The 24704-nt window shown below is 63.0% G+C and carries 23 protein-coding genes; 11 read left to right on the forward strand and 12 right to left on the reverse strand.

The genetic code is table 11. The features are described from left to right. Positions 1–125 precede the first annotated feature (125 nt). The 3 genes from ABX74_RS18070 to ABX74_RS18080 are packed head-to-tail and all read left to right on the forward strand — an operon-like array spanning position 126 to position 2087. A complete protein-coding gene (locus tag ABX74_RS18070; RefSeq protein ID WP_021342425.1) occupies positions 126–755 on the forward strand; it encodes a M23 family metallopeptidase in 630 nt (209 codons plus the stop codon). A gap of 28 nt (positions 756–783) precedes the next feature. Then, positions 784–1143, forward strand: a complete 360-nt coding sequence (locus ABX74_RS18075; protein ID WP_019746375.1) for a BlaI/MecI/CopY family transcriptional regulator — start codon at positions 784–786, stop codon at positions 1141–1143. After that, on the forward strand, positions 1140–2087 hold the full coding sequence (locus tag ABX74_RS18080; protein WP_047889370.1) for a M56 family metallopeptidase: 948 nt from the start codon (positions 1140–1142) through the stop codon (positions 2085–2087). The genes ABX74_RS18075 and ABX74_RS18080 overlap by 4 nt, the downstream gene beginning before the upstream one ends. Here ABX74_RS18080 and ABX74_RS18085 read toward each other — a convergent pair whose 3' ends face one another. Then, on the reverse strand, positions 2088–2732 hold the full coding sequence (locus ABX74_RS18085) for a DsbA family protein (protein WP_021342427.1): 645 nt from the start codon (positions 2730–2732) through the stop codon (positions 2088–2090). 126 nt (positions 2733–2858) lie between these two features. Between ABX74_RS18085 and ABX74_RS18090 the strand changes: the two genes are divergently transcribed. After that, positions 2859–3800, forward strand: coding sequence for a cytochrome c oxidase assembly protein (locus tag ABX74_RS18090; protein ID WP_020905743.1), 942 nt, complete (start codon positions 2859–2861; stop codon positions 3798–3800). Between the two features lie 11 nt (positions 3801–3811). Here the strand turns inward: ABX74_RS18090 and ABX74_RS18095 are convergent, their stop codons facing one another. From ABX74_RS18095 to ABX74_RS18115, 5 genes are all read right to left on the reverse strand, one after another. Then, entirely contained in the window at positions 3812–4357 is a 546-nt protein-coding gene (locus ABX74_RS18095; protein WP_020905744.1) for a ferritin, read from the reverse strand. Positions 4358–4394: 37 nt separating this feature from the next. Further along, positions 4395–4865 (reverse strand): hypothetical protein, encoded by a 471-nt coding sequence (locus tag ABX74_RS18100; RefSeq protein WP_019746380.1) that lies wholly within the window; start codon positions 4863–4865, stop codon positions 4395–4397. Positions 4866–4964: 99 nt separating this feature from the next. Further along, complete coding sequence (locus tag ABX74_RS18105) at positions 4965–6200, reverse strand: LCP family protein (protein WP_189637343.1); 1236 nt, start codon at positions 6198–6200, stop codon at positions 4965–4967. Between the two features lie 121 nt (positions 6201–6321). Beyond that, positions 6322–7143, reverse strand: a complete 822-nt coding sequence (locus ABX74_RS18110; protein ID WP_047889372.1) for a CPBP family intramembrane glutamic endopeptidase — start codon at positions 7141–7143, stop codon at positions 6322–6324. Positions 7144–7153: 10 nt separating this feature from the next. After that, positions 7154–7933 carry a DUF2470 domain-containing protein gene (locus ABX74_RS18115; protein WP_019746383.1) on the reverse strand — a complete coding sequence of 260 codons (780 nt, stop codon included), beginning with the start codon at positions 7931–7933 and terminating at the stop codon, positions 7154–7156. Between the two features lie 139 nt (positions 7934–8072). Between ABX74_RS18115 and ABX74_RS18120 the strand changes: the two genes are divergently transcribed. From ABX74_RS18120 to ABX74_RS18130, 3 genes are read left to right on the forward strand one after another with little or no spacing between them, the layout of a single operon-like run. After that, the gene (locus ABX74_RS18120; protein WP_029254188.1) at positions 8073–8711 is read left to right on the forward strand and encodes a hypothetical protein; all 639 of its coding nucleotides are present in this window, start codon (positions 8073–8075) and stop codon (positions 8709–8711) included. A gap of 13 nt (positions 8712–8724) precedes the next feature. Beyond that, a complete protein-coding gene (pheA, locus tag ABX74_RS18125; RefSeq protein ID WP_020905747.1) occupies positions 8725–9657 on the forward strand; it encodes a prephenate dehydratase in 933 nt (310 codons plus the stop codon). Next, positions 9654–10322 (forward strand): histidine phosphatase family protein, encoded by a 669-nt coding sequence (locus ABX74_RS18130; protein ID WP_019746386.1) that lies wholly within the window; start codon positions 9654–9656, stop codon positions 10320–10322. Before pheA ends, ABX74_RS18130 begins: the two co-directional genes overlap by 4 nt. Before the next feature lie 9 nt (positions 10323–10331). Here ABX74_RS18130 and ABX74_RS18135 read toward each other — a convergent pair whose 3' ends face one another. From ABX74_RS18135 to ABX74_RS18160, 6 genes are all read right to left on the reverse strand, one after another. After that, entirely contained in the window at positions 10332–12434 is a 2103-nt protein-coding gene (locus ABX74_RS18135; protein ID WP_047889373.1) for an acyltransferase family protein, read from the reverse strand. A 40-nt stretch (positions 12435–12474) separates the two neighbouring features. Then, entirely contained in the window at positions 12475–13293 is an 819-nt protein-coding gene (locus ABX74_RS18140; RefSeq protein WP_047889374.1) for an ESX secretion-associated protein EspG, read from the reverse strand. After that, positions 13293–14531, reverse strand: coding sequence for a PPE domain-containing protein (locus ABX74_RS18145; protein WP_053062046.1), 1239 nt, complete (start codon positions 14529–14531; stop codon positions 13293–13295). The genes ABX74_RS18140 and ABX74_RS18145 overlap by 1 nt, the downstream gene beginning before the upstream one ends. Positions 14532–14583: 52 nt before the next feature. Beyond that, complete coding sequence (locus ABX74_RS18150; RefSeq protein WP_003945399.1) at positions 14584–14883, reverse strand: PE family protein; 300 nt, start codon at positions 14881–14883, stop codon at positions 14584–14586. Between the two features lie 133 nt (positions 14884–15016). Next, positions 15017–15367 (reverse strand): metallopeptidase family protein, encoded by a 351-nt coding sequence (locus tag ABX74_RS18155; RefSeq protein WP_007736028.1) that lies wholly within the window; start codon positions 15365–15367, stop codon positions 15017–15019. Positions 15368–15370: 3 nt separating this feature from the next. After that, complete coding sequence (locus ABX74_RS18160) at positions 15371–16477, reverse strand: septum formation family protein (RefSeq protein ID WP_019746391.1); 1107 nt, start codon at positions 16475–16477, stop codon at positions 15371–15373. Positions 16478–16547: 70 nt separating this feature from the next. Here ABX74_RS18160 and ABX74_RS18165 point away from each other — a divergent pair, with 70 nt between their 5' ends. From ABX74_RS18165 to ABX74_RS18180, 4 genes are all read left to right on the forward strand, one after another. Continuing rightward, positions 16548–16943 (forward strand): ankyrin repeat domain-containing protein, encoded by a 396-nt coding sequence (locus tag ABX74_RS18165; RefSeq protein ID WP_003945404.1) that lies wholly within the window; start codon positions 16548–16550, stop codon positions 16941–16943. Between the two features lie 65 nt (positions 16944–17008). After that, on the forward strand, positions 17009–18262 hold the full coding sequence (gene serS, locus ABX74_RS18170; protein WP_007736032.1) for a serine--tRNA ligase: 1254 nt from the start codon (positions 17009–17011) through the stop codon (positions 18260–18262). Between the two features lie 364 nt (positions 18263–18626). Further along, the gene (locus ABX74_RS18175) at positions 18627–21836 is read left to right on the forward strand and encodes a beta strand repeat-containing protein (RefSeq protein ID WP_047889382.1); all 3210 of its coding nucleotides are present in this window, start codon (positions 18627–18629) and stop codon (positions 21834–21836) included. 251 nt (positions 21837–22087) lie between these two features. Next, a partial coding sequence (locus tag ABX74_RS18180; RefSeq protein WP_047889383.1) for a beta strand repeat-containing protein occupies positions 22088–24704 on the forward strand: 2617 nt, incomplete at its 3' end.

Below are 24704 nucleotides of genomic sequence, written 5' to 3' on the forward strand. Positions count from 1 at the left end.
TGCATGTCTTAAAAACTATGCAACATAGTTGTAAGGTGGCGGCGTAGACCTTCATTTGTCATCGACGCGAGGACCGAGAAGTGGGAAGACATCGAAAATCCGAGCCGACCAGACCCGGCGGGCGCATGGCCGCGGTTTCCGTGGCGACGGGTGCAATCCTGGCGTCCGGCACTTCCATCGGGCACGCATCGCCGCTTCCAGTTGCAGCGGAAGGTCCAGCGCTGGTGTCGGTGCCGGAGATACTCGACCTTGTTCGGACGACGGATCTTGCCGGGATAGCCGAACAACTCGGTAAGACGAGACAACTCGAAGCCGAACGGGCGGCGTTGGCGTACGAGGCAGAAAAGCCGCGGGTGATGGCCCCCGTCAGCGGGACGATGACGTCCAACTTCGGTCCACGCTGGGGAACAACCCATTACGGTCTCGACATCGCAAACTCGATCGGTACGCCCATCGTCTCGGCGACCGACGGTGTTGTGATCGAATCCGGTCCCGCCGCGGGATTCGGGCTCTGGGTCCGCATCCAGCAGGACGACGGGACCGTCGGCGTCTACGGGCACATCAACGAGGCGCTCGTGGTTGCCGGTCAGAAGGTGCGGGCGGGTGAACTGATCGCGACCGTCGGCAATCGTGGACAATCGACGGGACCGCACCTGCACTACGAGGTGTGGCAATCTGACGGGCAGAAGACTGATCCGCTCGCGTATCTGAATTCCCGGGGCGTGTCGTTCGGGGAGAAGGCCGCGAGCGGCTGAAGTTCTGTCACGACGCGATGGAGGAGCAATGCAGGGGCTGGGCGGACTCGAAGCCGAGGTCATGGATGTGCTCTGGCAGTCCGACGACGCGCTCTCGGTCAAGGATCTGGTCGAGATCTTGGGTGAGCGTCGACAACTCGCGTACACCACCATCCTGACCGTCGTGACTCATCTCTACGACAAGGGCTGGGTGAGTCGTGAGAAGAAGAGTCGCGCCTACTTCTATCGGCCGAGTCGCAGCCGTGAAGAGGCCACATCCAGGGCACTGCGCGAATTGTTGGACAGCAGTTCCGATTCCGCTGCCGTGCTGTTGCACTTCGCGAAGACAATGACGGACGCTGAGAACGAGGCCCTGCGCCGAGGACTTTCCGGGGAAGGTGCGCAATGACACTGGCCTTGCCGATGCTTCTCGGTGCGGTATTCGTCGGATTTTTGGTTCCGAGAGCGTTACGGGCCGTTTCCTCGACGTTGTCACCGACGGTGCTGCTCGCGGCGTGGCTCGGCAGTATGGCGTCGGCTCTGTATCTCGCTCTCTCTGCGGTCTTGGTTCTGGTGTGGCCGAGCCACGCGCCGGTCGAGGGGCTGGTCGACGGTATCGCTCGGTGTTTCAGCGCCTTCGCGCACGGCACGAGTTCATGGGTGGGTGAACTGATCACCGGTACAGCCGTTGGTGTGGTGGGTTTGATCGCTGTTCGGATCGTGCTGGCCGGCCGCAAACAGGCACGTGAGCACGCGAGAGTCCGAGATTTCCATCGTGATGTTCTCTCGATCGTCGCGCGCCGCGACAACTCGGAGTCCGACGTGTTGTGGTTGGATCATCCGCTGCCGATGGCCTACAGTGTCGCCGGAAAGCCTGGATTTGTTGTTGCGACACAAGGCTTGTCATCCGCTCTTACCGGGGGCGAGCGTGACGCGGTCCTCGCGCACGAGCGTGCGCATCTGAGCGGCGGTCATCACCGAATCGTCGGTGCCTGTGAAGTCTTGGCCGCTGTTCTGCCGGGAGTGCCGTTGTTCGCGGCGGCACCTGCTGCCGTCGGCGCGATCGTGGAACTGTCGGCGGACCGGCACGCCGCTCGCGTCACCAGCCCGGCTGCAGTGCGTTCCGCCCTTGCCGTGGTGTCGAAATCGCCGCTTCCTCAGCCGGACTGGAGTTTGGGCGATCGCGGCGGCGCGACCGCAGTGCGATTGCGTTCCCTGGTCGACGGCGACGTGGCGTCGCCTCGGCGACTGACCTGCGCGGTCGCGGCGTGCGTGCCGGCGGCCATCACGACGGCCGTTGCCGCAGCCGTGACGGTGGCCGTCTCCGCCGGTATCTGCGCTGTTCTGACCTGATCATTGCTCCAACGCTGAGTCGATCTGGGCTTTCAGATCTTCGTAGCTCGGCATCTGGGCCAGCTTCACGTCGTTGAGGAACAGCGTCGGGGTGCCCTGGACGCCAAGGCGTTTGCCCTCGTTGAAGTCGCGCTCGACCCGCTCGCGGACGCCGCGGCTGCTGAGGTCGGATTCGAATCGGGTCATGTCCAGGCCGAGATCTTGTGCGTAGGAGCGAAACAGTGCCTCCTGCGATTCGGCGGATTCACCCCACTGCGACTGAGTCTCGTACATCCGTTGATACATCTCGACGAACTTGCCCTGGCGAGATGCGGATTCGACGACCTGCGCCGCGAGAGTGCTGTTGGTGTGACTCGGAATCGGAAAGTATCTGATACCGAATGTGATTCGATCCTCGTACTCGGCTCTGATTCGCTCCATCGTCGGGTACAGCGCGAGGCAGGCCTCACATTCGAAGTCGAGGAACTCGACAAGATTCACTTTGTCGTCAGCGGCCGAGGTCAATCGGTACGCGTCGTCGGTCAGGACGGCGGTGGATTGTGCTGCCCGATCGGTGCTCTCGTTGTCCGCCCTGATCGGATCGACGGTGATGAACGTGATCAGTGCTACCGCGAACAATGCGATCAGGGCGGCGGATATCTTCATGCTTCTGGACACTGCTGTGTACCTTGACCTTCCGTCGATTACTTAAATACTATCCAACATAGTATTTAGGTGTAGAGTCGACGGTACCCGAAAGGATTCGAAGGAGGGTTCGCCCGTGAATCGGAGGTGAACGGTCTGGCGCCGCCGTCGATTGGACAGATGTTGACCTGGGACTCCTCGTCCCTGTCACCTCTTGTTCTGCTGGGAGCTGTTCTGGCGCTTTGGTATTGGTGGTCAATGCACCGTGTGCGTGCGCGGGGACGGCTATGGCCCTGGTATCGAACTGCGTGTTTTCTGGCCGGATGCTTGCTGTTGATCGCCGTGACCGGTTCGAAGGTCGAAAGTTACGGGAACGAACTCTTCAGTGTCTGGATGTTCCAGCATTTGACGCTCTCGATGGCGATCCCGCCGCTGTGGGTGCTGGGCTCGCCAGGACTGCTGCTACTGCGTTCGACGTCGCATCGAGGTCCCGGGAGAAATGTTCTGGCGCTTGCACTGTCGGCATTGCGCAGCCGTCCGGCACGGTGGATGTTGCACCCCGGGTTCACGATCCCGGTCTTTCTGTTCAGCTACTACGGGATCTACCTGTCGCCGATCTTCGACGCCGTCTCGGGATTGCCGGCCGGACACGTCTTTCTCGAAATCTTCTTTCTCGCCAGCGGTCTGCTCTTCATCATGCCCGTGCTCGCCACCGGACCACTGCCGGTGCGGCAAAGCTATCTCGGCCGGTGTTTCGACCTTTTCGTGGAGATGCCGCTGCATGTGTTCATCGGAGTCGTCCTCATGATGGCGACAAAGCCGCTGCTGACCACGTTCGTGAATCCGCCTCCCGAGTGGGGCGTGGACGTGATGCAGGACCAGCAGTTGGCCGGTGCCCTTGCGTGGTCGTACGGTGAGCCCGTCGCGCTGGTGGTGGTCGTGATCTTCGCGATGCGCTGGAACCGGGACGACAAACGGATGAATGCCGCCCAGGACCGCCGCGCCGAGATCGACGGCGACAGTGATCTGGAGGCATACAACAACTTCCTCAGATCACTGAGCGCCGCCGAGCGGCCGGAGACTCGGTAGGCCGGTGGCCCTCAGACGCCGCCGCCGGCGGGTGTCGGCGCCATTGCGTCGGCAGCTGCCGGTGTGTTCATCTCGCGTGCGACAAACGTTTCGAGGTGGAAGAGGTTGTCGCCGGCACGGTCGACGATGGTGAGAAGTGTTGTCATGCTTGCAACTTCCTCGACCTGCTCCTTGAGGAACCACTGCATGAACTGCTCGCCCAGGTAGTCGCCGGTATCGCGCGCGGTGCGCGCCAACTGCGTGATCTGCTCGGTGACCGTCTTCTCCTGCTCGAGTGCCAATTCGACCGGAGCCCGGACACTGTCGAACTTCGTCACGACGTCGTCGACACCCGGTACGTCCACGTCGAGGTCGTTGTCGAGCAGGTACTGGATCATCATCATCGCGTGACCGCGTTCCTCGGTAGCCTGGCTGTAGAAGCGCGCGGCCATCTGCGGAAGATCGTGTGCATCGAAGTACACCGCTACCGCGATGTACTGCTGCGATGCAGTGAACTCGTTACGGATCTGCTGACGCAGCAGAGTGGTGAATTCGCTCGAGTTCTTCGCCTGTGTCATCCCAACAGATTACTGGGTCGGCGGCACGGACAGGGAGCTACTTGTTGTCGAGCTGATCGATGATGAAGTCGAGAGTTTCCGGCCGGTATCCGTAGACGAACGAGTCCTTTTCGCCGACGTACCAGTCGCCGCACTGGAAAGAACTGCCCTTCTCGACCCCCGTCGGCCACCACTGTGCGGACAGCGATGCCGGACGAGTTTCGACGGTAGGTCGTGCGATGCAGCTGTTGTGATCTATCTCCGTGATGTTCGCAGTCATGCGCAGGATGCGTTCGTTGCCGGTGGTGCGGATGACCTCGTCGATACCCGTCGCGCCGGCGGGAACCCAACTCGGCAGTGTGTCGATTCCGTTGGATGCTTGTGCAAAAGAGAAGGTTTCGGTTTTCTTGTATGCCTTCGACTCGTCGAACTTGTCGAAGGTGCCCGAGCAGGACGTGGCCAGTAAAGCCGCTCCGGCCGAGGCGGCGATGACGGCGGCGGTGCGGAATCGGCGGTGTGCTGTGTTCATACCTTCACGGTATTTTTCCGCCGGCCGTTCCGCGTCCTGCCGGAAAGCGATTTGTTCGCTCGGCCTGTCCTCCCGGGGTACTACCGAAACTCAGGGCAATCACCCCGTGGTGATCAGATCCTGCGGAATCTGCTGATCGTTGGCCAGGGCGTCGAAGAATTGCGAAGCGCGTGCCTTGTCCCACAACAACACGTTGCCCGACCCGTCCACGTCCTCGAAACCGGCGACGGGAACCGTCGTGGTGGTCATCCCGCCGCGAAGCGCCCAGGCGAGTGAGGCCAGATTCCAGATGTGATCGCCCTCGTCGACCTGCAAAGACTTGGCCGTATCGGAGACGAGCGGCCACAACCGGAACGGATTGAGGAACGTACTCGGACTCGTCGCCTTCGACAGCAACGCCGACATGAACTGGCGCTGGTTGTTCATGCGGTCGAGGTCGGCGAGCGCGGTTGCTCGGGTCCGCACGAACCCGAGTGCATCCGAACCCTTCAAGTCTTGGCATCCGGCGGGGAGGTTGATTCCGGCCAGCGGATCGTCGATCGCCTGCGTCAGGCATACATTGACGCCACCGACGGCGTCGACGATGCCGGCGAACCCGCTGAATCCGATCTCGGCATAGTGGTCGATGCGAAGTCCGGTTGCCTCCTCGACGGTCTGCACCAGCAAGGGGGCACCACCGAACGCGAAGGCGGCGTTGATCTTGTCCGAGCCGTAGCCGGGAATCGGAACGTACGAATCGCGGGGGATGCTGACCATGGTCGTCTTCCCGCTCTTGGGAACGTGGACCAAGATGACCGTGTCAGTGCGCTTGGGGCCGGTGTCACCACCTGTCGCAAGCGCTTGCTCCTGCTCGGGTGTGAGCCCCTCACGACTGTCGGAGCCGACGATCAGCCAGTTCGTGCCCGGAGTATCGGCGACGCGTCCCGCGTAGTCGGGCAGCGCGTCGATTCGATTGAGCGAACTGTCGACGTAATAGACCGCGCAGGCCAGCGCGAGCAGCAAGACCAACAACGTGATGCCGATACGTTTACCCCAGCTACGACGCTTGCGTGGGCGTCGCTGCTTCGGGGGTTCAGGAGGGCGCGGCGGGGCGTTCGGCGGGGTTCGGCGCGGCGGCGCGGGTGCGTACTTCGCCTGGCGTTGCGGATCCTGACGCGGCGGCCCCTGCCTGCGGGGGTCGTCCTGGAACGGCTGCGGGCGTTGGGTCGGCGCCCAGTCCTCACGCCTGGGTTGCTGCGGCGCTTCTGGTGGGACCTGTGACCAGGCCTGATTGGCCGGATTCTGCTGCGGTGGACGTCCGTCGCGGCGAATGACCGTCGGCCCTTCGGGCGGCATCGGTGGGCGCCGCTGCGGGGGTGGGCCCTGACGGGGTGGCATCGGTCCACGCGGGGGCGGCTGGCGCCGCGGAGGGCGCTGAGGATATTCGGAGTCGCCGGTCACCAGTTCACGGTACCGGTCACGGCAGCCAGGAGACGTGATCGCGCAGGAGGGCGTAACCGATGAACGCCACCATGTCGATGAGCGCGTGGGCGATGATCAGCGGCCACAGCTTGCCGGTGCGCTGCCAGTATCGACCGAACACGAGCCCCATGATCACGTTTCCCACACCGCCGCCGAACCCTTGGTAGAGGTGATAACTACCGCGCAGGAGCGAGGACGCGAGCAGAGATTTGTTCTCGCTCCAGCCGAGTGTTCGGAGGCGAGTGATCAGGTAGGCGACGACCAGTACCTCTTCGGCGCCCGAGTTCGCGATCGCGGACAGTACGAGGATCGGAACCCGCCACCAGTGGTCGTCGAGCGCGCTGGCCTGGACGGTGAGGTTGATGCTCAGTGCCTGAGCGACGAGGTAGAACAAGAGTCCGGGGAGGCCGATCACAGCGGCGAGGCCGAATCCCGGAGCTATGTCGCGACCGAATCGAGGTTTGGGAGTCAGGCCCGCAGCACGTGGACCGATCCCCGAACGCCACAGTAGATAGAGTCCCAGCGCTGCCCACGCGAGAAGCTTTGCGATGCCCAGTAATTGGCGCGCCAGGTCGATCCAGTCAATGGCAGCTCGCGACGGGTTGAGTGCAACCGTCTGATCCGAGAGCGCAACCGGCGTCGCCAAGGATTCGGCGAGCGAAAGGATCCCGGACAATCCGCTGAGCCCGAAGGTGACCAGCAGAACGATAGTGATCTCGATCCGGATTCCGCGCCTGGCGGCGGGATCTAGTTCCGGGTCCGTTCGAACGGGAGACGGCGGCCGTAACCAGGTGCGGACGGTTTCGCGGGCATTCACCCGCGCAACGCTAGCCGTTTGCAGCGCCACCCGATCGGAGGCCGTTGAGGAAAGGGCACCCGACAAGCATTCGGATGGCACGGCTCAGCGCGGGAGCGTCGTCGACGGGGTTGGCGAACGGCATCCACACGTCGCGGTCACCGGTGTGATCCTCGACCCGCAGGCGCAGTCCGTAGCGGTCGATGCCGAGTGGGCGAACGCGTCCGGTGCGCATGTACGGGGGAAGCTTGCGCACGAGCAGGTCCACGAGATCGCGGTGGTCTTCGTCGAGATGCTGCAGCCACGCCGTCTCCATTTCCCAGAAGGGATCTGGGCTGGCGTTCAGCAGTTCGTCCACGGCGACGGGCTCTGCCCCCGTCGAGTCGGCGACAACGGCCGAGGCCAGGCTCAGGCGAAGGAGGACCGAGGTGTGGCCGATGTCGAGGAGCCCCGGGTGGGGATGTTCGGATGCGACGTCGTCGGCGAGAACGCGTGCCTCGTAGTCGGGCACGGCGTGCAACGAGCCGCGAAGCCACACGAGGGAGCGCACGGGCTCACGCAGCCGCAGTGGTGCGTGATCGGTGATCTCGAGGACGGCAGGCAGTCCGCCGCCGCCGGAGTTCCAGGCCAGGGCCGCAGCTGCGGAGGCATGTGGGACTGCAACGACGACGTCACCGTTCGAACGCAGGTGATGCACCGACGTGACGGTGGGATCGCTGCCTTCGATGGCGAGAACTGCGTCCTGTGCGCGCACACAGGCGCTGCGGACGCGTTCGGCGGTGGACGGGCCGGTGCTGGTCTTCGTTGCCATGCTGCCCCCTTGGCGGGTGTTCTCTCGAACTCCATCGGATGATGAGGTAACCCTAACCTAAGGCGCTTCGGTGTGAATCGCAAGACTTTTGCGCAACTCGCGTGGAATCCGCCGCCTGCGCCGGGGTTACGGTTTGTCTGTGGCCATTCCTCTTTCGCTCGGGCTGCCCGCCCCGAGAAACTCGCGCGGACTCCTCGAAGCACTCTTTCTCCCGGTCGTTCCGGCGTCGGCGCTGATCGGTGGCGAAGCAGCAGCCCGGGTTGTCGTCCGCCTCGATATCGATCCCGAAGAACTGCGCGCGGACACGGATGCGTCGTACGAGGCCGTCCGTTTCGACGTCGACGTCACCACCGACCAGATCGACGACGCGATCGCGCTACGTCTGCCCGCTCCGCTCGCGGTGTACGTCGACGGCGGCGAAGAGGATCTGACACCCGCCGAAGCGGCGCTGCGCCTGTGCGAAGGTGGACGGATCCCCGGACTCGCCGCCGGTCGCACGCCCACCGAAGTGGCTGATTTCCTGGCGGTACTCGCGCACGAGTCCGTCGGTTTCGTAGCCCGCGCAGCCGACGGCGACGAGGTGATCGCCCTACTGTGTGGCACCGTCGCTGCACTGCGCGGCGACGACGTGCGCGCCGCGATAGTCGATCCGAAGCCCGAAAAACTCGCCGCGCTGATCCCGGAAGCCGCATCCGCGATGCGCGAGGTGCTGCTCACGATCGAGGTTGCAGATCTGCCTGCGGTGGAAACGGCTCTGCGTGCCGCGGGTTTGCAGTGACCGGCGTGGGTCGATGCGTAATCTTTTAGGCGTGCCAAGAATCGCGTATTTCGGTCCGTCGGGAACCTTCACGGAGATAGCTCTCGCCCAGTTGGAGGCTGAGGGCGCGTTCGGCGAAACTGTCGAGCGAGTACCGGCCGGCAGTCCGCCGGCGACTCTCGACATGGTTCGCGACGGTTCCGTGGACGGGGCCGTAGTTCCCTTCGAGAACTCGGTGGAAGGCGGCGTAGCGCCGACGCTCGATTCACTCGCTCTCGGTTCGCCCCTGCAGATCGTTGCCGAAACCGATCTGGACGTGAGTTTCTCCATCCTGGTTCGGGCCGGGACGACCGCCGACCAGGTCCGCACGATCGGCGCGTACCCGCATGCGGGCGCACAGGTCCGCGGATGGATCGCCGAGAACCTGCCGCAGGCCGAGGTGGTGTTGGCCTCGTCCAACGCCGGTGCAGCGCTGGACGTGCAGGCTGGAACGGTCGACGCCGGTGTGTCCACGGCTTTGGCCGGTCAGATGCTCGGACTCGACAGCCTGGCGGACAACGTCGCCGATGTGGGCGGCGCCCGTACACGTTTCGTGCTGGTCACCAAGCCGGCTCCGGTTCCCGAACGGACCGGTGCCGATCGCACCGCGCTGGTGCTTCACCTCGACAACGCTCCAGGCTCCCTGGTGCGCGCACTCTCCGAATTCGCCGCTCGCGGTATCGATCTGACTCGGATCGAATCGCGTCCGATGCGAACGGAATTGGGTACGTACCGGTTCTTCGTGGACTGCGTCGGACACGTCGAGGACTCGCTGGTGGCCGAGGCGATGCGTGCACTGCATCGGAAATCCGGAGTCCGCTTCCTGGGGTCGTGGGCGACAGCGAATTCGACCGGGCCACAACCTCCTTCGGACGAAGAAGCGATTCGGTGGATCGACGAACTCAAGCATGGAGGGGGAGAACGATGACCGGAAGGCTCATCCTCGTTCGGCACGGTCAGACGGAGGCGAATGTCGCCAAACGTCTCGACACCGCTCTGCCCGGAGCAAAGCTCACGCCGGAAGGGTTGGCGCAGGCCGAGACGTTGGGCATCGGCCTGGCTTCGGCTCCTCCTCTGGCGCTCGTATCGTCCTTGGCTTTGCGTGCCCGGCAGACCGCAGGTTTTGTGGAGCAGGCCGCCGGTGTATCCCTGGATGTGCGGGACGGACTGCACGAGGTCCAGGCCGGTGACCTCGAGGATCGCACCGACGAGGCCGCGCACCGACTGTTCATGGAGACGTTCCATCACTGGCACACCGGCAACCTCGGCGCTCGCATTCCCGGCGGTGAAACGGGATACGACGTCCTGGAACGGTACGTCCCCGTCGTCAATGCGCTGCGCGAAGAATTTCTGGAAGGCTCACGAGACGGCGGCGACATCGTCGTGGTGAGTCATGGTGCTGCGATTCGTCTTGTCGCCGCCCAGCTTGCCGGTGTCCCCGGACTGTTCGCAGCCAACAACCACTTGGCCAACACCGAGACCGTCGAACTGTTGCCCTCAGCTGATGGCGGCTGGGAATGCCTACGCTGGGGAGCCGTCAACCCGCCGTTCGAGCACCGACTCATCCCCGGCGCCGACGACGTGATGGGCTGACAGCCGGTTTCACCACCAACCGGTCTGGACGCTCAGTTGGCGCCCCAGTTCAGCCGACAGTGTGCTCACGTAGCTGGCTGTCAGGTGGTGGGAATCGTGATACACCAACACATTTCCCTCTACGACGCGGCACAACTCCGGTCCGCACACACCGTCGCTGAGATCGAGTAGGCGGACGTTGGTCAGATCGGCAATTGCCGACGGCGCCGGATTGACGTCGCTGAGCATTTCGGACCGTGGCATCGCGCAGTGATCGGGTGACGTGGTTGTCGCCAGACAGTCGATCGCGCGGTAGGCGACGCCGTCGTGGTGCAGCCAGGGGGTATCGCGAATGGCGAGGACGTCGATACCGTCGCGCCCCAGTTCCTCCCATACGTGAACGTACGATTCGGGCGTCACGTCACCAGGGCCGTCGGAACTCGGCCTGGTTGCCGTCGTGAACACGAAATCGGGTGAGGCGTCGGCCAACTCGGTCAGCACTCCACGCGACCAGTCGACACAATCCGGATAGTCGTTGTCCGACAACGTCTGCATGGAGTCGACGGTGAGCGGGCAGCCCATCTTCAGATACGTGTCGACGCGGAACCCGTGACTCTTGCCGAGTTCGTCGAGCGCAGTGAGCCAGTGCTCGGAGTGCGAACCACCCGCGAGCGCGATGGTTCTGTCTGCATCGGCGTCGCCATAGGTGCAGTGGACGACGTCCCGCTCGAGAAAATCGGCGATACAGCCGTCGAGCGTACTGGCCGGAAGGTCCAGTGGCGCATCGAAGATCGAGGGAACCATCGACGCCTTGGGTACTTCGGCACCGTCGGTGAGCGCGAGTGCGCCGGGATGGGTCGGGAGGTCGAGGGTGTCGACCGCCCGCTGGCCCGTCGTCTGGCTGCTCGCGTACGACTGCCAGGCGACCGAAGCGGCGAGGACCGCGGCAGCGGTGACGACGCATGCCAGGACGGTGTACCGGCGCGAGCGGCCTCCGCGCTCCACCGGAACCTCGACCAGGCGCCGGAGTGCAAGCGCCCCCGCGACGGAGAGGGCGATGATCAGTGCCCCGCCGAGCAGGCCGGCTTCGGGGCGTCCGGAGATCACGAGTGCAAACACCAGAATCGGCCAGTGAATCAGGTACAGCGCGAATGCGAACGAGCCGAGCCACGTCAGTGCCGGATGGGCGAGCGTCTTCGACGTCCAAGGTGTGTCGTCGCCGACTCCGGACAGTATCAACGCAAGAGTGGCCAGCACCGGTACCAGCGCCCACGGGCCGGGGAACTGCTGGGCGCCGTCGAGCACTATGCCGCACAACAGGATCGACGAAAGCCCCGCCCAGCCGATCGTCGCTCTGACCGAGAACGGCAGGGATGCGATCTGTCGACTGCGCGTGCTGGTCATCAGAACGGCCAGCAGACCACCGAGGGCCAATTCCCACAACCTGGCGCCGGAGTCGTAGTACGCCCAGGCTTGGTGACGCGAAGATTTGGCGAGTGCGTAGAGAAAAGATCCTGCGGTCAGAACCAGAAGGGTGACCGCGAGTGACGGGCGGAAATAGTTGGGATTCACGCGTGAAGCCACATAAGCGATCACGGAGACGAGTGCGATGGCCAGGAGATAGAACTGACCTTGCACGGCCATCGACCACAGGTGCTGCAGGGGAGTGACCGAGCCGTCGGCGGCCAGGTAGTCGCTTGCGGTGCTGGCGAGCTGCCAGTTCTGGAAGAACCCGAGCACCGCGATCAGTTGATCGCCCAGATCGGCCCAGCGTGTGCGTGGCAGCAGCAACGCGGTCCCCAGTGCGGTCAAAATGCTGACCACCGCGATCAGGGGGAACAGCCGCAGAAACACCCGCCGCAGTGCCGGGACCGGGTTGAGTGAACCCCCGGCTTCGGCGCGTCGAACCAGTGAGCCGACGAAGAAGTATCCGGACAGAACCAGGAAGACGTCCACCCCGCCCGATACCCGTCCGAACCACACGTGGAATACGACCACCAAACCGATGGCGAGGCCACGCAGTCCGTTCAGGTCTTGTCGGTGCGGTGTTGTTGCCCGTTCTTCGTTCGGCCGGTCGATCGTGGCGACCGAGCCTTGTTCGCCCGGTGACGACGGTTGACGCGAGAACTGCATGCTGAAGTAAGGCTCCGGGCGTTGAAGGGACGCCCCGAGGTTACCCGGAAGTCTCCGGCGTCGATTCCTCGAGTTCGGTTACCAGCGCGTTCACGGCTTGTCGCAGGCGATGCGGTGTTCCGGAACTGATGGACGTCCACTCGGTGCCGTCGGCAGCCCGAGTAGTCGAACCCACGAGCCGGCCGGCCAAGGTGTCGTACACAGTCACTGCGCCGGTCATGAGCGTCGTCGCTCCCAAACTGTGTGGTATTCCAACCAATTCGGCGAAGGCGGTGCATGTGACGATTGCGCTACCCAGTTGGCGCGCGTCGTCTTCGGGTATCCCGGCGTTGATCAAGGCCGAGGTCACGCTGTCTGCATCCGGGCCGGCGCCGAATGCCAGGCTGAGCATCTCGGTCGGTGCGTTGATCACGGCAATCGGCATTGCTTCGGCGCTGCCGAGCGCGGTGACAACGGGTGCAGCTGGTTCGGCGGTGACGCTGCACAATGTGAACGAAGAATCGGTTGAAGTTGCTTCGACACAAAGGAATTCGCCCTGTGCGACGCAGAGGCGTGAAATCCTTCCACCGACATGCCGACGCAGCGCCAACTCCCATTTGGGGTGGGTCAGGACGCGCAGGCGGGCACTGAGTTCGTGATGGATCTCCCCGCCGGGGAGGAGATCGCGCTCGGAGAGCGAATCTGCCGCGGACTGCATCGCCGTATGGTGAGCGCTCGCACTGGCGTGAACCGTCGCGCCACCGAGAACCACGGGAAGCGCGTCGAGCCCGAGTCGCTCACGTACATAGTCGATTTCGTCCTGTGAGAGGGCGACGACAGGCAAATTCCACCCATCAGGTGAGGTGCCGAGGTCCACCATCAACGCTCTGCAGTTTCGAGTGCGCCACCGATCACGGACGGGATGACTGTTCGGCCGTCGGCGAAGTGCTCGAAGTGCTTCAGATAATCAGGTGTGTCGTGCTCGGTGTCGTCTTCAGATTGGGCCGCATGACGGCCGCCGGCGATCGGCGCAGATCCGCCTGCGGTTCGGGCCGGATCCACTTTGACGGTATCGACGGTGCCCTGAACCGGCGAGGTCACGGGGTTCTGGCGCGCGGCGCTCTGGCCGGTGGAGGGATCCGGAAGAGCGTGCCGGCCGGTGCTGCTGCTCGACGACGAGCCCGCGAATGCTCCGGCTCCGGTGGTCGCGGAAGCTGCGCTGACCTGTGCCGTTGCCCGACTTGCCGACGGGGTGCCGAACAGTGATGGTGTGGAAGCGCCGAGCCCTGCGCCGCCCAGTCCGGTGAGTCCTGTTCCGGCCGTCGCGAGAGCTGATGCGGCAGTGGTGGCGCCCGTGACGGCGGTGGTCGCGGCACTGACGGCGGCCGTCGCTCCACCGGAGATGGCACCGGCCTGTGAGGCAGCGGCGGCAAATACCGGGTTGGAAACTACGGATGCGACAGCAGCGGTTGCGGCGCGCACGGGATCCGCGATTACGTGAGCGAGCGTTGATGCCGCTTGCACGACGGACTGTCGTGCAGCACTGCCTGGGCTTTCGGCCGAAGCGGATGCCCCAGCTGTGGGTTCCGCGATGGACGGTGGTGAGTCGAAGTTCTGCTGCACGGCCAGATGCGTCGTTGCGGCGTCGTACGTTTCCATCGTCACCGCCGCTCGAATTTTGAGAGCTTCTTCGGCAGCCTCGGCGGCAGCGGCCCCGCCGACCAGGGCCCCGCCGATGGAGTACGCGGCGACCTTGGCCGCTTGAACTGCCGCGATCTCCGCCAGGGACGGCATGGCCAGGGTGGCGACGGTGTAGGAACCGGACTGCACTTGGGCTTTACCAGCGGTTTCTCCCGCGAGCAGCGCGGCCGCGGCAGCCCATTCCTGGAACGGTGCGAACTTGCTCAACGCGGCATCCGCGGCTTCTCCTGACCACCCGGTGCGAAGGTCCGCCATCACGCGAGAGATGGACGCAGCGGTGTCGGTCAGTCCGGACGACACGGTGGACCAGGCCCCGGCCGCCACACCGAGAGGGACCGGCCCGGCCCCGGCGACCAGTGCTGCAGAGTTGGGTGCTGCGCCCCGTGGATACCAGATGATGCCGGTGATGCCGACCATTGTTCTTCCCCCCAGGAAGTGTGACTGTGTTACCGAGTTCGATTTCTGTCGATCAGATCGGTGCGGCTGCCAGGCTGGACTTGGTGAGCTGGTCTTCGAGCTCGTAGGCAGCTGCATTCTTGCGCAGAGCTGCCGCAGCCGCGGTGAGCTCCTCGATTGCCCGATCGGTGGACGAGGCAAGGCTGCCCGAGATGGTGTTGAAGTAATTTGCCGCGCTACCGGACACTTCCTCGGATCCGGCTGGGAGAACGCGTAGCGTCGGCTGCGCAGTAGAGACGATTCCGCGCAATCGCGTCGCCGCAGACTCGAGTTCCATTGCGGCGGCAACTAGGGCTTGAGGGTCGACGTGCATAGTGCCGAACTCCTTCCTGACCAGGGCGGATAAGTGGTCGGGAGGTCGTGCACACAGCCGTAGAAATCCCCCCGCACATAGTTTGATGCATGCCGGCCGCTTTTGGTTCCCCCGGAATCGGACGACTTTGCCCTCAGCCCCAGCCGAGTTCGTGCAATCTGTCTTCTTCGATACCGAAGTAGTGCGCGATCTCGTGGATGACGGTCACGGCAACCTCGTGAACAACCTCGTCCTCGGATGCACAGATGTCGAGTATCGAATCGCGGAAAATAGTGACCGTGTCCGGCAGGTACCCACCGTAATGAGAATCCCGCTCAGTCAGAGCGACACCCTGATACAAACCGAGCAGCCCCGGTTCTTCCTCGTCACGCGCTTCGACAAGCACCACGACGTTGTCGATGGCCTTGGCAAGTTCGGGCGGAATCAGATCGAGCGCCTCGCCGACCAGTTCCTCGAACCGGTCGGGCGTCATAGTCACCGTCATGGCTTACGACGGCGGAGCTGCGCCGGGCAACGGCGTCGGCAACGACCGACCTTCCGGTGCAGCGGGTGGCGGGACCGGAGCGGCGCCGTTGATCAGGATTTCGCCCTTGGCGCTTCCGGTGATCGCGGCAAACCCGCCGGTTTCGACCTCTTTGCCGATCGAACAATTGACTCGGCGGCTACCGGCCAACCAGCTTTCCAGTGAAATGTTGTCCCAGAACAGCGTCAGTGTCTTGTCGCGAAGCGCGTCTGCGGAACCAAGGTACTCGTTGGACGCCTGAGTGCAGACGCCCTCGAGGTAACGGTCCTGATCTTCGACCGACGGCATTGCGCCCGGGAATTGAGTGCCGAGGTCGATCACCGAAATAACCTCGTATGCATGCGGTTTCGCGCAATCGACCGGATCGGTCGGGAGGTTCTGGTTGATGCCGATGCACGTGCCGACGTCCCACACGTTCGACTGGTCCTGGTCCGCCACGCGGCCCACGAACGGTTGTAGTTCGCCGGTCGTGGTCGAGAACTGCAAGCCGCAACGCAGTGCGCGCTCGCCCGAAGCCCAACCCGATTCGCTCGGGAACATCAGGCCGACGCTGAACTTGCCCTTGGGATCGAACTTCGAATCGAGGTAGGACATGACGATGGGTGTGCAGTGCTCGTCGCGGAGTTCGGCGAATCGAAGGGCGCCCGGGTACCGGGAACCGGGGCCGAACTCGGCGCCGGGGAACACCGAGAGGTCGAGTGGTCCGGCAACCTCGAAGCGGTGTTCAGTTCCGCACTGAACCTTTGACATGTCCGTGCGGTCCCCGCCCGACTCGGTCGCAGGCGTCCAGTTGAGGCAGTCGCCGGCCGCAGCCGCGGTGAAGGCGTCGTCGCGAGTAGATCCCGTCGCTGCTGGACCGCCACCACTGACACTGACCGAGGACGAGTCGTCCTTGTTCAATCCACCGGAAATCGCGATCGTTGCGATCGCGGCGACCACCGCACCTACCGCCACGGCAGCCAGGACCCGACGGGTGCGACTCGCTGAGACAGTTTTCTTCGCCGGCGTCCCCTGGGGATCTGCCGGATCTGGCGACTTCTCGATCTTGTCTTCGGACATCGATTCCATCATGCCTGTTGCCGTGGCGATATCGAACCTTCACTACAAAACTCACAAACGCGTCTGTGAGTATTTTGTAGTCATGAGCGAAAACACCCCACTCGATCCCGAGGCTGTCGAGCTGGCGGGCCGGCTCTTCGACATGGCACGAACCGGCGACGCGGCCGGGCTGGCGTCGTATGTCGATGCTGGAGTTCCCGTCAATCTGACCAACGAGAGTGGCGACACGCTCGTCATGTTGGCGGCGTATCACGGTCACGCTGACGCCGTCGTTGCCTTGATCGAGCGCGGCGCCGACGTCAACCGGCCCAACGACAAGAACCAGACACCCCTCGCCGGAGCCGTCTTCAAGGGCGAGGATGCGGTGGTGAAAGCGCTGGTGAGCGGGGGAGCCGACCCGAAAGGTGGACACCCGACTGCCGTCGACGCGGCTCGGATGTTCGGACGCGAGGACTACCTGAGTCTGCTCGAATCGTGATCTCCCCCTCTCCGACGTGGACGTGACCGTCGGCGAGCTGCGGTGAGTGGGTAAAGTTCGAAGTCGTGATTGACCTCAAGTTTCTCCGTGAGAACCCCGAAATCGTCCGCGAGTCGCAGCGCACCCGTGGAGAAGATCCAGGACTGGTCGACGCTCTGCTCGAAGCCGACGCGTCCCGACGCGCTGCCGTTCTGACCGGAGACAACCTCCGCGCAGAGCAGAAGGCCTTCGGCAAGAAGGTCGGACAGGCATCTCCGGAGGAGCGTCCCGCGCTGCTCGAGGGTTCCAAGGAACTGGCGGCCAAGGTCAAGGAAGCCGAGGCCGCGCAACACGAGGCGCAGGCCGCGCTCGACGCCGCACACCGCGCGATTTCCAACGTCGTACAAGAAGGTGCGCCGGCCGGCGGCGAGGACGATTACATCGTGCTCGAACACGTCGGTGAGATTCCGAAGTTCGACTTCGAGCCGAAGGATCACCTCGAGCTGGGTGAGTCGCTCGGCCTGATCGACATGGAACGCGGCGCCAAGGTTTCGGGTTCGCGCTTCTACTTCATGACCGGCTACGGAGCCATGCTCCAGCTCGGACTGCTGCAGTTGGCGGCGCAGAAGGCGATCGCCAACGGATTCACGATGATGATTCCGCCGGTGCTCGTACGCCCGGAAATCATGGCGGGTACCGGCTTCCTCGGTGCTCACTCGGACGAGATCTACCACTTGCAGGATGACGACCTGTACCTTGTCGGAACTTCCGAGGTACCCATGGCCGGCTACCACTCGGGCGAGATCCTCGAACTGAACGAAGGCCCGAAGCGTTACGCCGGTTGGTCCTCGTGCTTCCGCCGTGAGGCCGGCAGCTACGGGAAGGACACCCGCGGCATCATCCGTGTCCATCAGTTCGACAAGGTAGAGATGTTCACGTACTGCCGTCCCGAGGATGCCGACGCCGAACACCAGCGTCTCCTCGGCTGGGAGCGAGACATGTTGGCCGCCATCGACGTTCCTTACCGCGTGATCGACGTCGCCGGCGGAGATCTCGGTTCTTCGGCTGCGCGTAAATTCGACTGCGAGGCATGGGTTCCGACGCAGGGCACCTACCGCGAGCTGACATCGACGTCCAACTGCACGACTTTCCAGGCCCGCCGCCTCGGAGTTCGGTACCGCGACGAGAACGGCAAGCCGCAGACGGCTGCCACTCTCAACGGCACCCTGGCCACGACGCGCTGGATCGTGTCGATTCTCGAGAACCATCAGCAGGCCGACGGCTCGGTGCGAGTGCCCGAGGCATTGGTGCCGTTCGTCGGCACGGATGTGCTTCGCTGACACACTGAACAAACACAATCAGGGCCGCGACGGACTCCGTCGCGGCCCTGATTCGTACTTTCGTACTGGTAGGTTTGGAACTTTTTCTGAACTGGCGGAATATCAAATTTTTCCCGCCGATTGACGAGTTGACCACCAAAAGCGTTGTCGATAGACCGCTTTGGCGTTAGTTTTGCGTTCAATCGGGCTTCCATACCCTGCTTTTACATCCCCCGTCAGGTGATGTGAGGGTGAGTCCGGGGTGAATTGGACAAGTGTCTTGCCAAAAGTAGTACGCGTACTAGTTTTTTCGTTATGTTGTGACGGCGCGCACACGTTTTGTCCGAATCCACTGCTTATGTTTGCCCTTCCGAAGGAAGTGCCCATGCCCCAAATCTCTCAGTTGCGGCGATTCGCCGTGCCCATAACCGGAACCGCCATGGTCGCCGGAATGCTGCTGATCGGGTCCCCAGCCTCAGCAGTTCAAAGCCAATTCAACTTCTCCACCTCATGCCAGGCGAAAGCACTCATCACTGTCGACAAAGTGACTACGAGTTTTGTCACCGTGGATGCCCCCGCATCAGTTGCTCCGGGTGAAACCTTCACCATCCGAATGCAATCCAATGGCCAGTCCTTTCCGAACTCGGATTCGGGCGCCACAACAACCAATTTGTCGCGCTTGAAGAACGATTTCGATGTCCCGGCAAATGCCACCTTCATCAGTGCGGCGATCGTGCCCGGAACCTCGTTCAACTTGGAGAACGTCGCCCCCAGTGTCATCCGCATCAACGAGGCTGGAAGCCCTGACGCGGCGGGTCCATATCTCCGAATCTCGGGTAACAACGAGGTGATCGGAAACAGTCCCAGTACCAGCACGAACAGTGAGGGTGGGATCCGCGCACCCAAGACGAAAAAGAACCTCGACGGGAGCACCAACACCAACGGTGACAGTTGGTTCAGGATGCCTGCAATCGATATTACGATGATCGCCGGCGCATCCGGTGTGATTCAGCCGAAGGTCAGAACTGCCGGTGACGCTGCTACATACGGCAACGACAAAAATTTCAATACACAGCTTGCAAAAGCGAGTCTCCTCGGCACGCAATGGGCCCCAACCAGATGCACGCCTCGAGATGCGAAGGGTAGCGCTCTCAACGCTGGTGCAGGTCCACTCGCGACAATCAGCATTGCTTCGGCTCCGGTGGATGTGGAGACGACGACGTCGTTGTCGGTTCCCGCTACGGCGATCACGGGTACGGCGGTTGATCTGACTGCGACGGTTGCTCCGAACAGCGCGGTCGGTACGGTGCAGTTCAAGTCGAATGGCACGGCGATCGGTTCACCTGTCACGGTGACTGGCGGTGTTGCGACTCTGTCGCACGCGTTCGATGCTACTGGTGCACAAAGTGTTACGGCTGACTTCACCGCTGGTGCTGGCTTCGTCAGTTCGTCGGCGTCGGCTCAGACGGTGACGGTCTCTGATCCGGCTCCGGTGGATGTCGAGACCACGACGTCGCTCTCGGTTCCGGCGACGGCGATCACGGGTACGGCTGTTGATCTGACCGCGACGGTTGCTCCGAACAATGCTGTGGGTACGGTGCAGTTCAAGTCGAACGGCACGGCCATTGGTTCGCCGGTGACAGTCTCTGCGGGTGTTGCGACGCTGTCGCATTCCTTCGATGCTGCTGGTGCGCAAAGTGTTACGGCTGACTTCACTGCCGGTGCAGGGTTTGTCAGCTCGTCGGCGTCGGCTCAGACGGTGACCGTTTCGGATCCGGCTCCGGTCGATGTGGAGACCACGACGTCGCTCTCGGTTCCGGCGACGGCGATCACGGGTACGGCTGTTGATCTGACCGCGACGGTTGCTCCGAACAATGCTGTGGGTACGGTGCAGTTCAAGTCGAACGGTGCAGCGATCGGCACTCCGGTGGCAGTCTCCGCGGGTGTTGCGACATTGAGCCATTCGTTCGATGCTGCTGGCACACAGAGTGTTACGGCGGACTTCACTGCCGGTGCAGGGTTCGTCAGCTCGTCGGCGTCCGCTCAGACGGTGACCGTTTCGGATCCGGCTCCGGTCGATGTGGAGACCACGACGTCGCTCTCGGTTCCCGCTACGGCGATCACGGGTACGGCTGTTGATCTGACGGCAACCGTTGCTCCGAACAATGCTGTGGGTACGGTGCAGTTCAAGTCGAACGGTGCGGCGATCGGTTCCCCGGTCACGGTGTCCGGTGGGACTGCGACGCTCTCGCATTCCTTCGATGCTGCTGGCGCTCAGAGCGTTACGGCTGACTTCACCGCCGGTGCAGGGTTCGTTAGCTCCTCGGCTTCCGCTCAGACGGTGACGGTCTCTGATCCGGCTCCGGTCGATGTCGAGACCACGACGTCGCTCTCGGTTCCGGCGACGGCGATCACGGGTACGGCTGTTGATCTGACCGCGACGGTTGCTCCGAACAATGCTGTGGGTACGGTGCAGTTCAAGTCGAACGGCACGGCCATTGGTTCGCCGGTGACAGTCTCTGCGGGTGTTGCGACGCTGTCGCATTCCTTCGATGCTGCTGGTGCGCAAAGTGTTACGGCTGACTTCACCGCCGGTGCAGGGTTCGTCAGCTCGTCGGCGTCGGCTCAGACGGTGACGGTCTCTGATCCGGCTCCGGTCAATGTCGAGACCACGACGTCGCTCTCGGTTCCGGCGACGGCAATTACGGGTACGGCTGTTGATCTGACCGCAATGGTGGCTCCGAACAATGCTGTGGGTACGGTGCAGTTCAAGTCGAATGGCACTGCGATCGGTTCACCGGTGACAGTTTCCAGTGGAACCGCGACGCTGTCGCACGCGTTCGATGCTGCTGGCGCGCAGAGTGTTACGGCGGACTTCACCGCTGGTGCAGGGTTTGTCAGTTCCTCGGCGTCCGCTCAGACGGTGACGGTGTCCGATCCGGCTCCGGTCGACAAGGCGACGAAGACGGTTCTGAGCGTTCAGGGTGAAGCCAAGGTCGGACTGCCTGTTGATCTCTTCGCGACAGTGTCCGAAGATCCCTCGGACGCCCTGGTGCCGTCCGGCGGAACGGTTCAGTTCAAGATCGGTGGAGTCGATCAGGGTGCCCCGGTTGCGGTTGTTGACGGAGTTGCCAAGCTGCCGCACGTGTTCGGAGCAGAAGGCAACTTTGTAGTCTCGGCTGTATTCAGTGGCTCCGGCGTGTTCACGTCGTCCACCGCGGAATCCGTCGACGTCAATGTCACGGTTCCGACCCCGTCGGATGTCGAAAGCTCTACGTCGTTGACGGCTCCGTCTTCGGCAAAGGTCGGCACGTCGGTGCAGCTGAAGGCTGTGGTCAGTTCTTCCGGCGCGACGTCGGGAACCGTCCAGTTCTTCGATGGAACGACTCCGATCGGAACGGCCGTCGATGTTGTCGGTGGGCAGGCTGTGTTGAGCCACACCTTCACCACGACCGGCAACCATTCGATCACCGCGGTCTACAGCGGAGCCCAGGGCGTCACGGGTTCCACGTCGACTGCATCGGTTGTGGACGTCGGTAACGGGGGCGGTGACTTCGGTTCGCTCGGATCGTTGTCGCTGCCGTTCGGGTCCTGATTCTCCGATGATGTGATGCCCCTTGCGTCCGACGGGTGCAAGGGGCATCGCTCTTCGCGAATCGATGATTGGTCGTTAGCAGAACTATCGGCAATTCGTGAATATTTGTCTGAAATAACTGATACAAGTACTACTTTCGACGGGTACTGTACGAGCGTCCAGCTCCATTCTGATTTCCGCTCTGTTCGAGTGACCTCCTTCCGTGCGGTTCCCGATCCACGTCTGTTGCTAGCTGAGGAGAGTTCGTGTTGGTGAGAAGAAGTTCCGCGGTTGTGGTGGCAGCGTTGGTCGGTGGCGTGCTGGTGGCAGGTGGTGTTGCTTCGGCTGCTCCGACGTCATCTCCCGCGGTGGAGAACACGATCGGGTTCAAGCTGGGTTGCGATGGTTATGAACATCTGGCTGTTGATATCGCGGATGTGTTTCATTCGACGGGTGCGACGGTGTCTGCGCCGGAGAAAGTGGTGGCGGGGTCGACGTTCACCTATCGGGTTCAACCGAATGTGATGTCGGTGCCGACGGGTGGGCACGCAGGCCGCAGTGTCGGTAAGTGGACGCGGCTCAAGTACGACTTCGATATACCTGCAGGGGTGTCGTTGGTGGATGCTCAGGTCGTGGCAGGTACTTCGTCGAATTTGTCCGGTGTGACTCCGTCGGTGATTCGGATCAACGACGGCGGTTCGCCGGATGGCGCGGGTACGCATCTGCGTATTTCGGGGAACAATCAGACTGCTGACTCAAACAACAAGGGCGGTAACGGCCCGAGCACGAGCAAGAACAGTGACGGTGGAATCGAGGTAGGGGCGGGGAAGACCTTCCGGTTGCCCGCGATCGACGTGACGGTGGTTGCCGGTGCCGCGGGTAGTACGGTGCAGCCGAAGTTGCGTGCCACAGATGGTGATTCGGGTGCGTTCAATTCGCCGAAGAATGCATTCACGTTCTTGCAGTACGAGACCCTTTGGCCGGGGTACTGGGAGCGGTACAACTGCTCTCCGCGCGATTCGAGTGGTGGTGGGTTGAATGCGGGTGGTCAGGCATTGGCCACCGTCAACGTCGTCTCGCAGGCGGCGACCACGACCGCAGTGACGTCCGGCGCGTCGGCAACGATCGGTCAATCGACGGATTTGATTGCGCAGGTCTCCCCGGCGCCGACAGGCGGCACCGTTCAGTTCAAGGATGGCGGGACTGACATCGGCGCCCCCGTGGCCGTCGCCAATGGCGTTGCCACACTGCCGCATACATTCACCGCGGCGGGAGATCACTCCATCACCGCTGTGTACGACGGAGTTCTCGAGTTCCTGACCTCAACGTCACCGGCGCGCACAGTGAGCGTGGCTGCTGCCGATGTACAGACGACCACGGCGCTGACAGTTCCGAGCAGCGCCGTCGAGCAGACCTCGGTCGCGCTGACCGCAAACATCTCTCCGGCAACTGACGGCGGAACGGTCCAGTTCAAGGACGGTGGCACAGACATCGGCGGACCGATCGCGGTGACTGCCGGCGGAGCGACCCTGGATCACACGTTCACTACGACGGGATCGCACTCGATCACTGCGGTCTACTCAGGCACTGCAGGTTTTGGTGGTTCGACCGCGCAAGCTCAGACCATCGAGATCTCGAGCTCCGCGCTGAGTACGACTACAACGCTTCAAGTCCCGGCTGCTGCGATCACGGGCAGCGCGGTTGAACTGACTGCGACGGTTGCTCCGAACAATGCGGTGGGCACGGTGCAGTTCAAGTCGAATGGCACTGCGATCGGTTCACCGGTGGCAGTCTCCGCGGGTGTTGCGACGCTGTCGCATTCGTTCGATGCTGCTGGCGCTCAAAGCATTACGGCTGACTTTACCGCCGGTGCAGGCTTCGTCAGCTCCTCGGCATCGGCCCAGACGGTGACGGTGTCCGATCCGGCTCCCATCGATGTGGAAACGACGACGTCGCTGTCGGTTCCCGCTACGGCGATCACGGGTGCGGCTGTTGATCTGACGGCGACCGTGGCTCCGAACAACGCTGTCGGTACGGTGCAGTTCAAGTCGAACGGCACGGCGATAGGCACTCCGGTGACAGTCACGTCGGGTGTTGCGACGTTGAGCCATGCGTTCGATGCTGCTGGCGCTCAGAGCATTACGGCGGACTTCACTGCCGGTGCAGGGTTTGTGAGTTCGTCGGCATCTGCTCAGACGGTGACCGTTTCGGATCCGGCTCCGGTCGATGTCGAGACCACGACGTCGCTCTCGGTTCCCGCGACGGCAACTACGGGTGCGGCGGTTGATCTGACTGCGACGGTTGCTCCGAACAATGCTGTCGGTACGGTGCAGTTCAAGTCGAACGGCACGGCCATTGGTTCACCGGTGACAGTTTCCGGTGGGACTGCGACGCTGTCGCATTCGTTCGATGCTGCTGGTGCTCAGAGCATTACCGCTGACTTCACCGCTGGTGCAGGGTTTGTGAGCTCGTCGGCGTCGGCTCAGACGGTGACGGTGTCCGATCCGGCTCCGGTGGATGTGGAGACGACGACGTCGCTCTCGGTTCCGGCGACGGCGATCACGGGCGCGGCTGTTGATCTGACTGCGACGGTGGCTCCGAACAATGCGGTGGGCACTGTGCAGTTCAAGTCGAACGGCACGGCCATTGGTTCACCGGTGACAGTTTCCGGTGGAACCGCGACGCTGTCGCATTCGTTCGATGCTGCTGGTGCTCAGAGTGTTACGGCGGACTTCACTGCCGGTGCTGGCTTTGTGAGTTCGTCGGCATCGGCCCAGACGGTGACCGTTTCGGATCCGGCTCCCATCGATGTCGAGACGACGACGTCGCTCTCGGTTCCCGCTACGGCAATCACGGGTGCGGCTGTTGATCTGACGGCGACGGTTGCTC

It is taken from the genome of Rhodococcus sp. ARP2, from assembly GCF_001029585.1.
GTDB classification, from domain to species: domain Bacteria; phylum Actinomycetota; class Actinomycetes; order Mycobacteriales; family Mycobacteriaceae; genus Rhodococcus_F; species Rhodococcus_F erythropolis.

Coding starts and splice junctions, on each gene's coding strand:
- ABX74_RS18100 (WP_019746380.1), bottom strand. CDS start 4,865: ATGAACACAGCACACCGCCGATTCCGCACCGCCGCCGTCATCGCCGCC.
- ABX74_RS18105 (WP_189637343.1), bottom strand. CDS start 6,200: ATGCCGCCCGAAGGGCCGACGGTCATTCGCCGCGACGGACGTCCACCG.
- ABX74_RS18135 (WP_047889373.1), bottom strand. CDS start 12,434: ATGCAGTTCTCGCGTCAACCGTCGTCACCGGGCGAACAAGGCTCGGTC.
- ABX74_RS18080 (WP_047889370.1), top strand. CDS start 1,140: ATGACACTGGCCTTGCCGATGCTTCTCGGTGCGGTATTCGTCGGATTT.
- ABX74_RS18155 (WP_007736028.1), bottom strand. CDS start 15,367: ATGACGGTGACTATGACGCCCGACCGGTTCGAGGAACTGGTCGGCGAG.
- ABX74_RS18145 (WP_053062046.1), bottom strand. CDS start 14,531: ATGGTCGGCATCACCGGCATCATCTGGTATCCACGGGGCGCAGCACCC.
- ABX74_RS18140 (WP_047889374.1), bottom strand. CDS start 13,293: ATGGTGGACCTCGGCACCTCACCTGATGGGTGGAATTTGCCTGTCGTC.
- ABX74_RS18085 (WP_021342427.1), bottom strand. CDS start 2,732: ATGAAGATATCCGCCGCCCTGATCGCATTGTTCGCGGTAGCACTGATC.
- ABX74_RS18075 (WP_019746375.1), top strand. CDS start 784: ATGCAGGGGCTGGGCGGACTCGAAGCCGAGGTCATGGATGTGCTCTGG.
- ABX74_RS18150 (WP_003945399.1), bottom strand. CDS start 14,883: ATGCACGTCGACCCTCAAGCCCTAGTTGCCGCCGCAATGGAACTCGAG.
- ABX74_RS18165 (WP_003945404.1), top strand. CDS start 16,548: ATGAGCGAAAACACCCCACTCGATCCCGAGGCTGTCGAGCTGGCGGGC.
- ABX74_RS18175 (WP_047889382.1), top strand. CDS start 18,627: ATGCCCCAAATCTCTCAGTTGCGGCGATTCGCCGTGCCCATAACCGGA.
- ABX74_RS18160 (WP_019746391.1), bottom strand. CDS start 16,477: ATGATGGAATCGATGTCCGAAGACAAGATCGAGAAGTCGCCAGATCCG.
- ABX74_RS18070 (WP_021342425.1), top strand. CDS start 126: ATGGCCGCGGTTTCCGTGGCGACGGGTGCAATCCTGGCGTCCGGCACT.
- pheA (WP_020905747.1), top strand. CDS start 8,725: ATGCGTAATCTTTTAGGCGTGCCAAGAATCGCGTATTTCGGTCCGTCG.
- ABX74_RS18095 (WP_020905744.1), bottom strand. CDS start 4,357: ATGACACAGGCGAAGAACTCGAGCGAATTCACCACTCTGCTGCGTCAG.
- ABX74_RS18130 (WP_019746386.1), top strand. CDS start 9,654: ATGACCGGAAGGCTCATCCTCGTTCGGCACGGTCAGACGGAGGCGAAT.
- ABX74_RS18115 (WP_019746383.1), bottom strand. CDS start 7,933: ATGGCAACGAAGACCAGCACCGGCCCGTCCACCGCCGAACGCGTCCGC.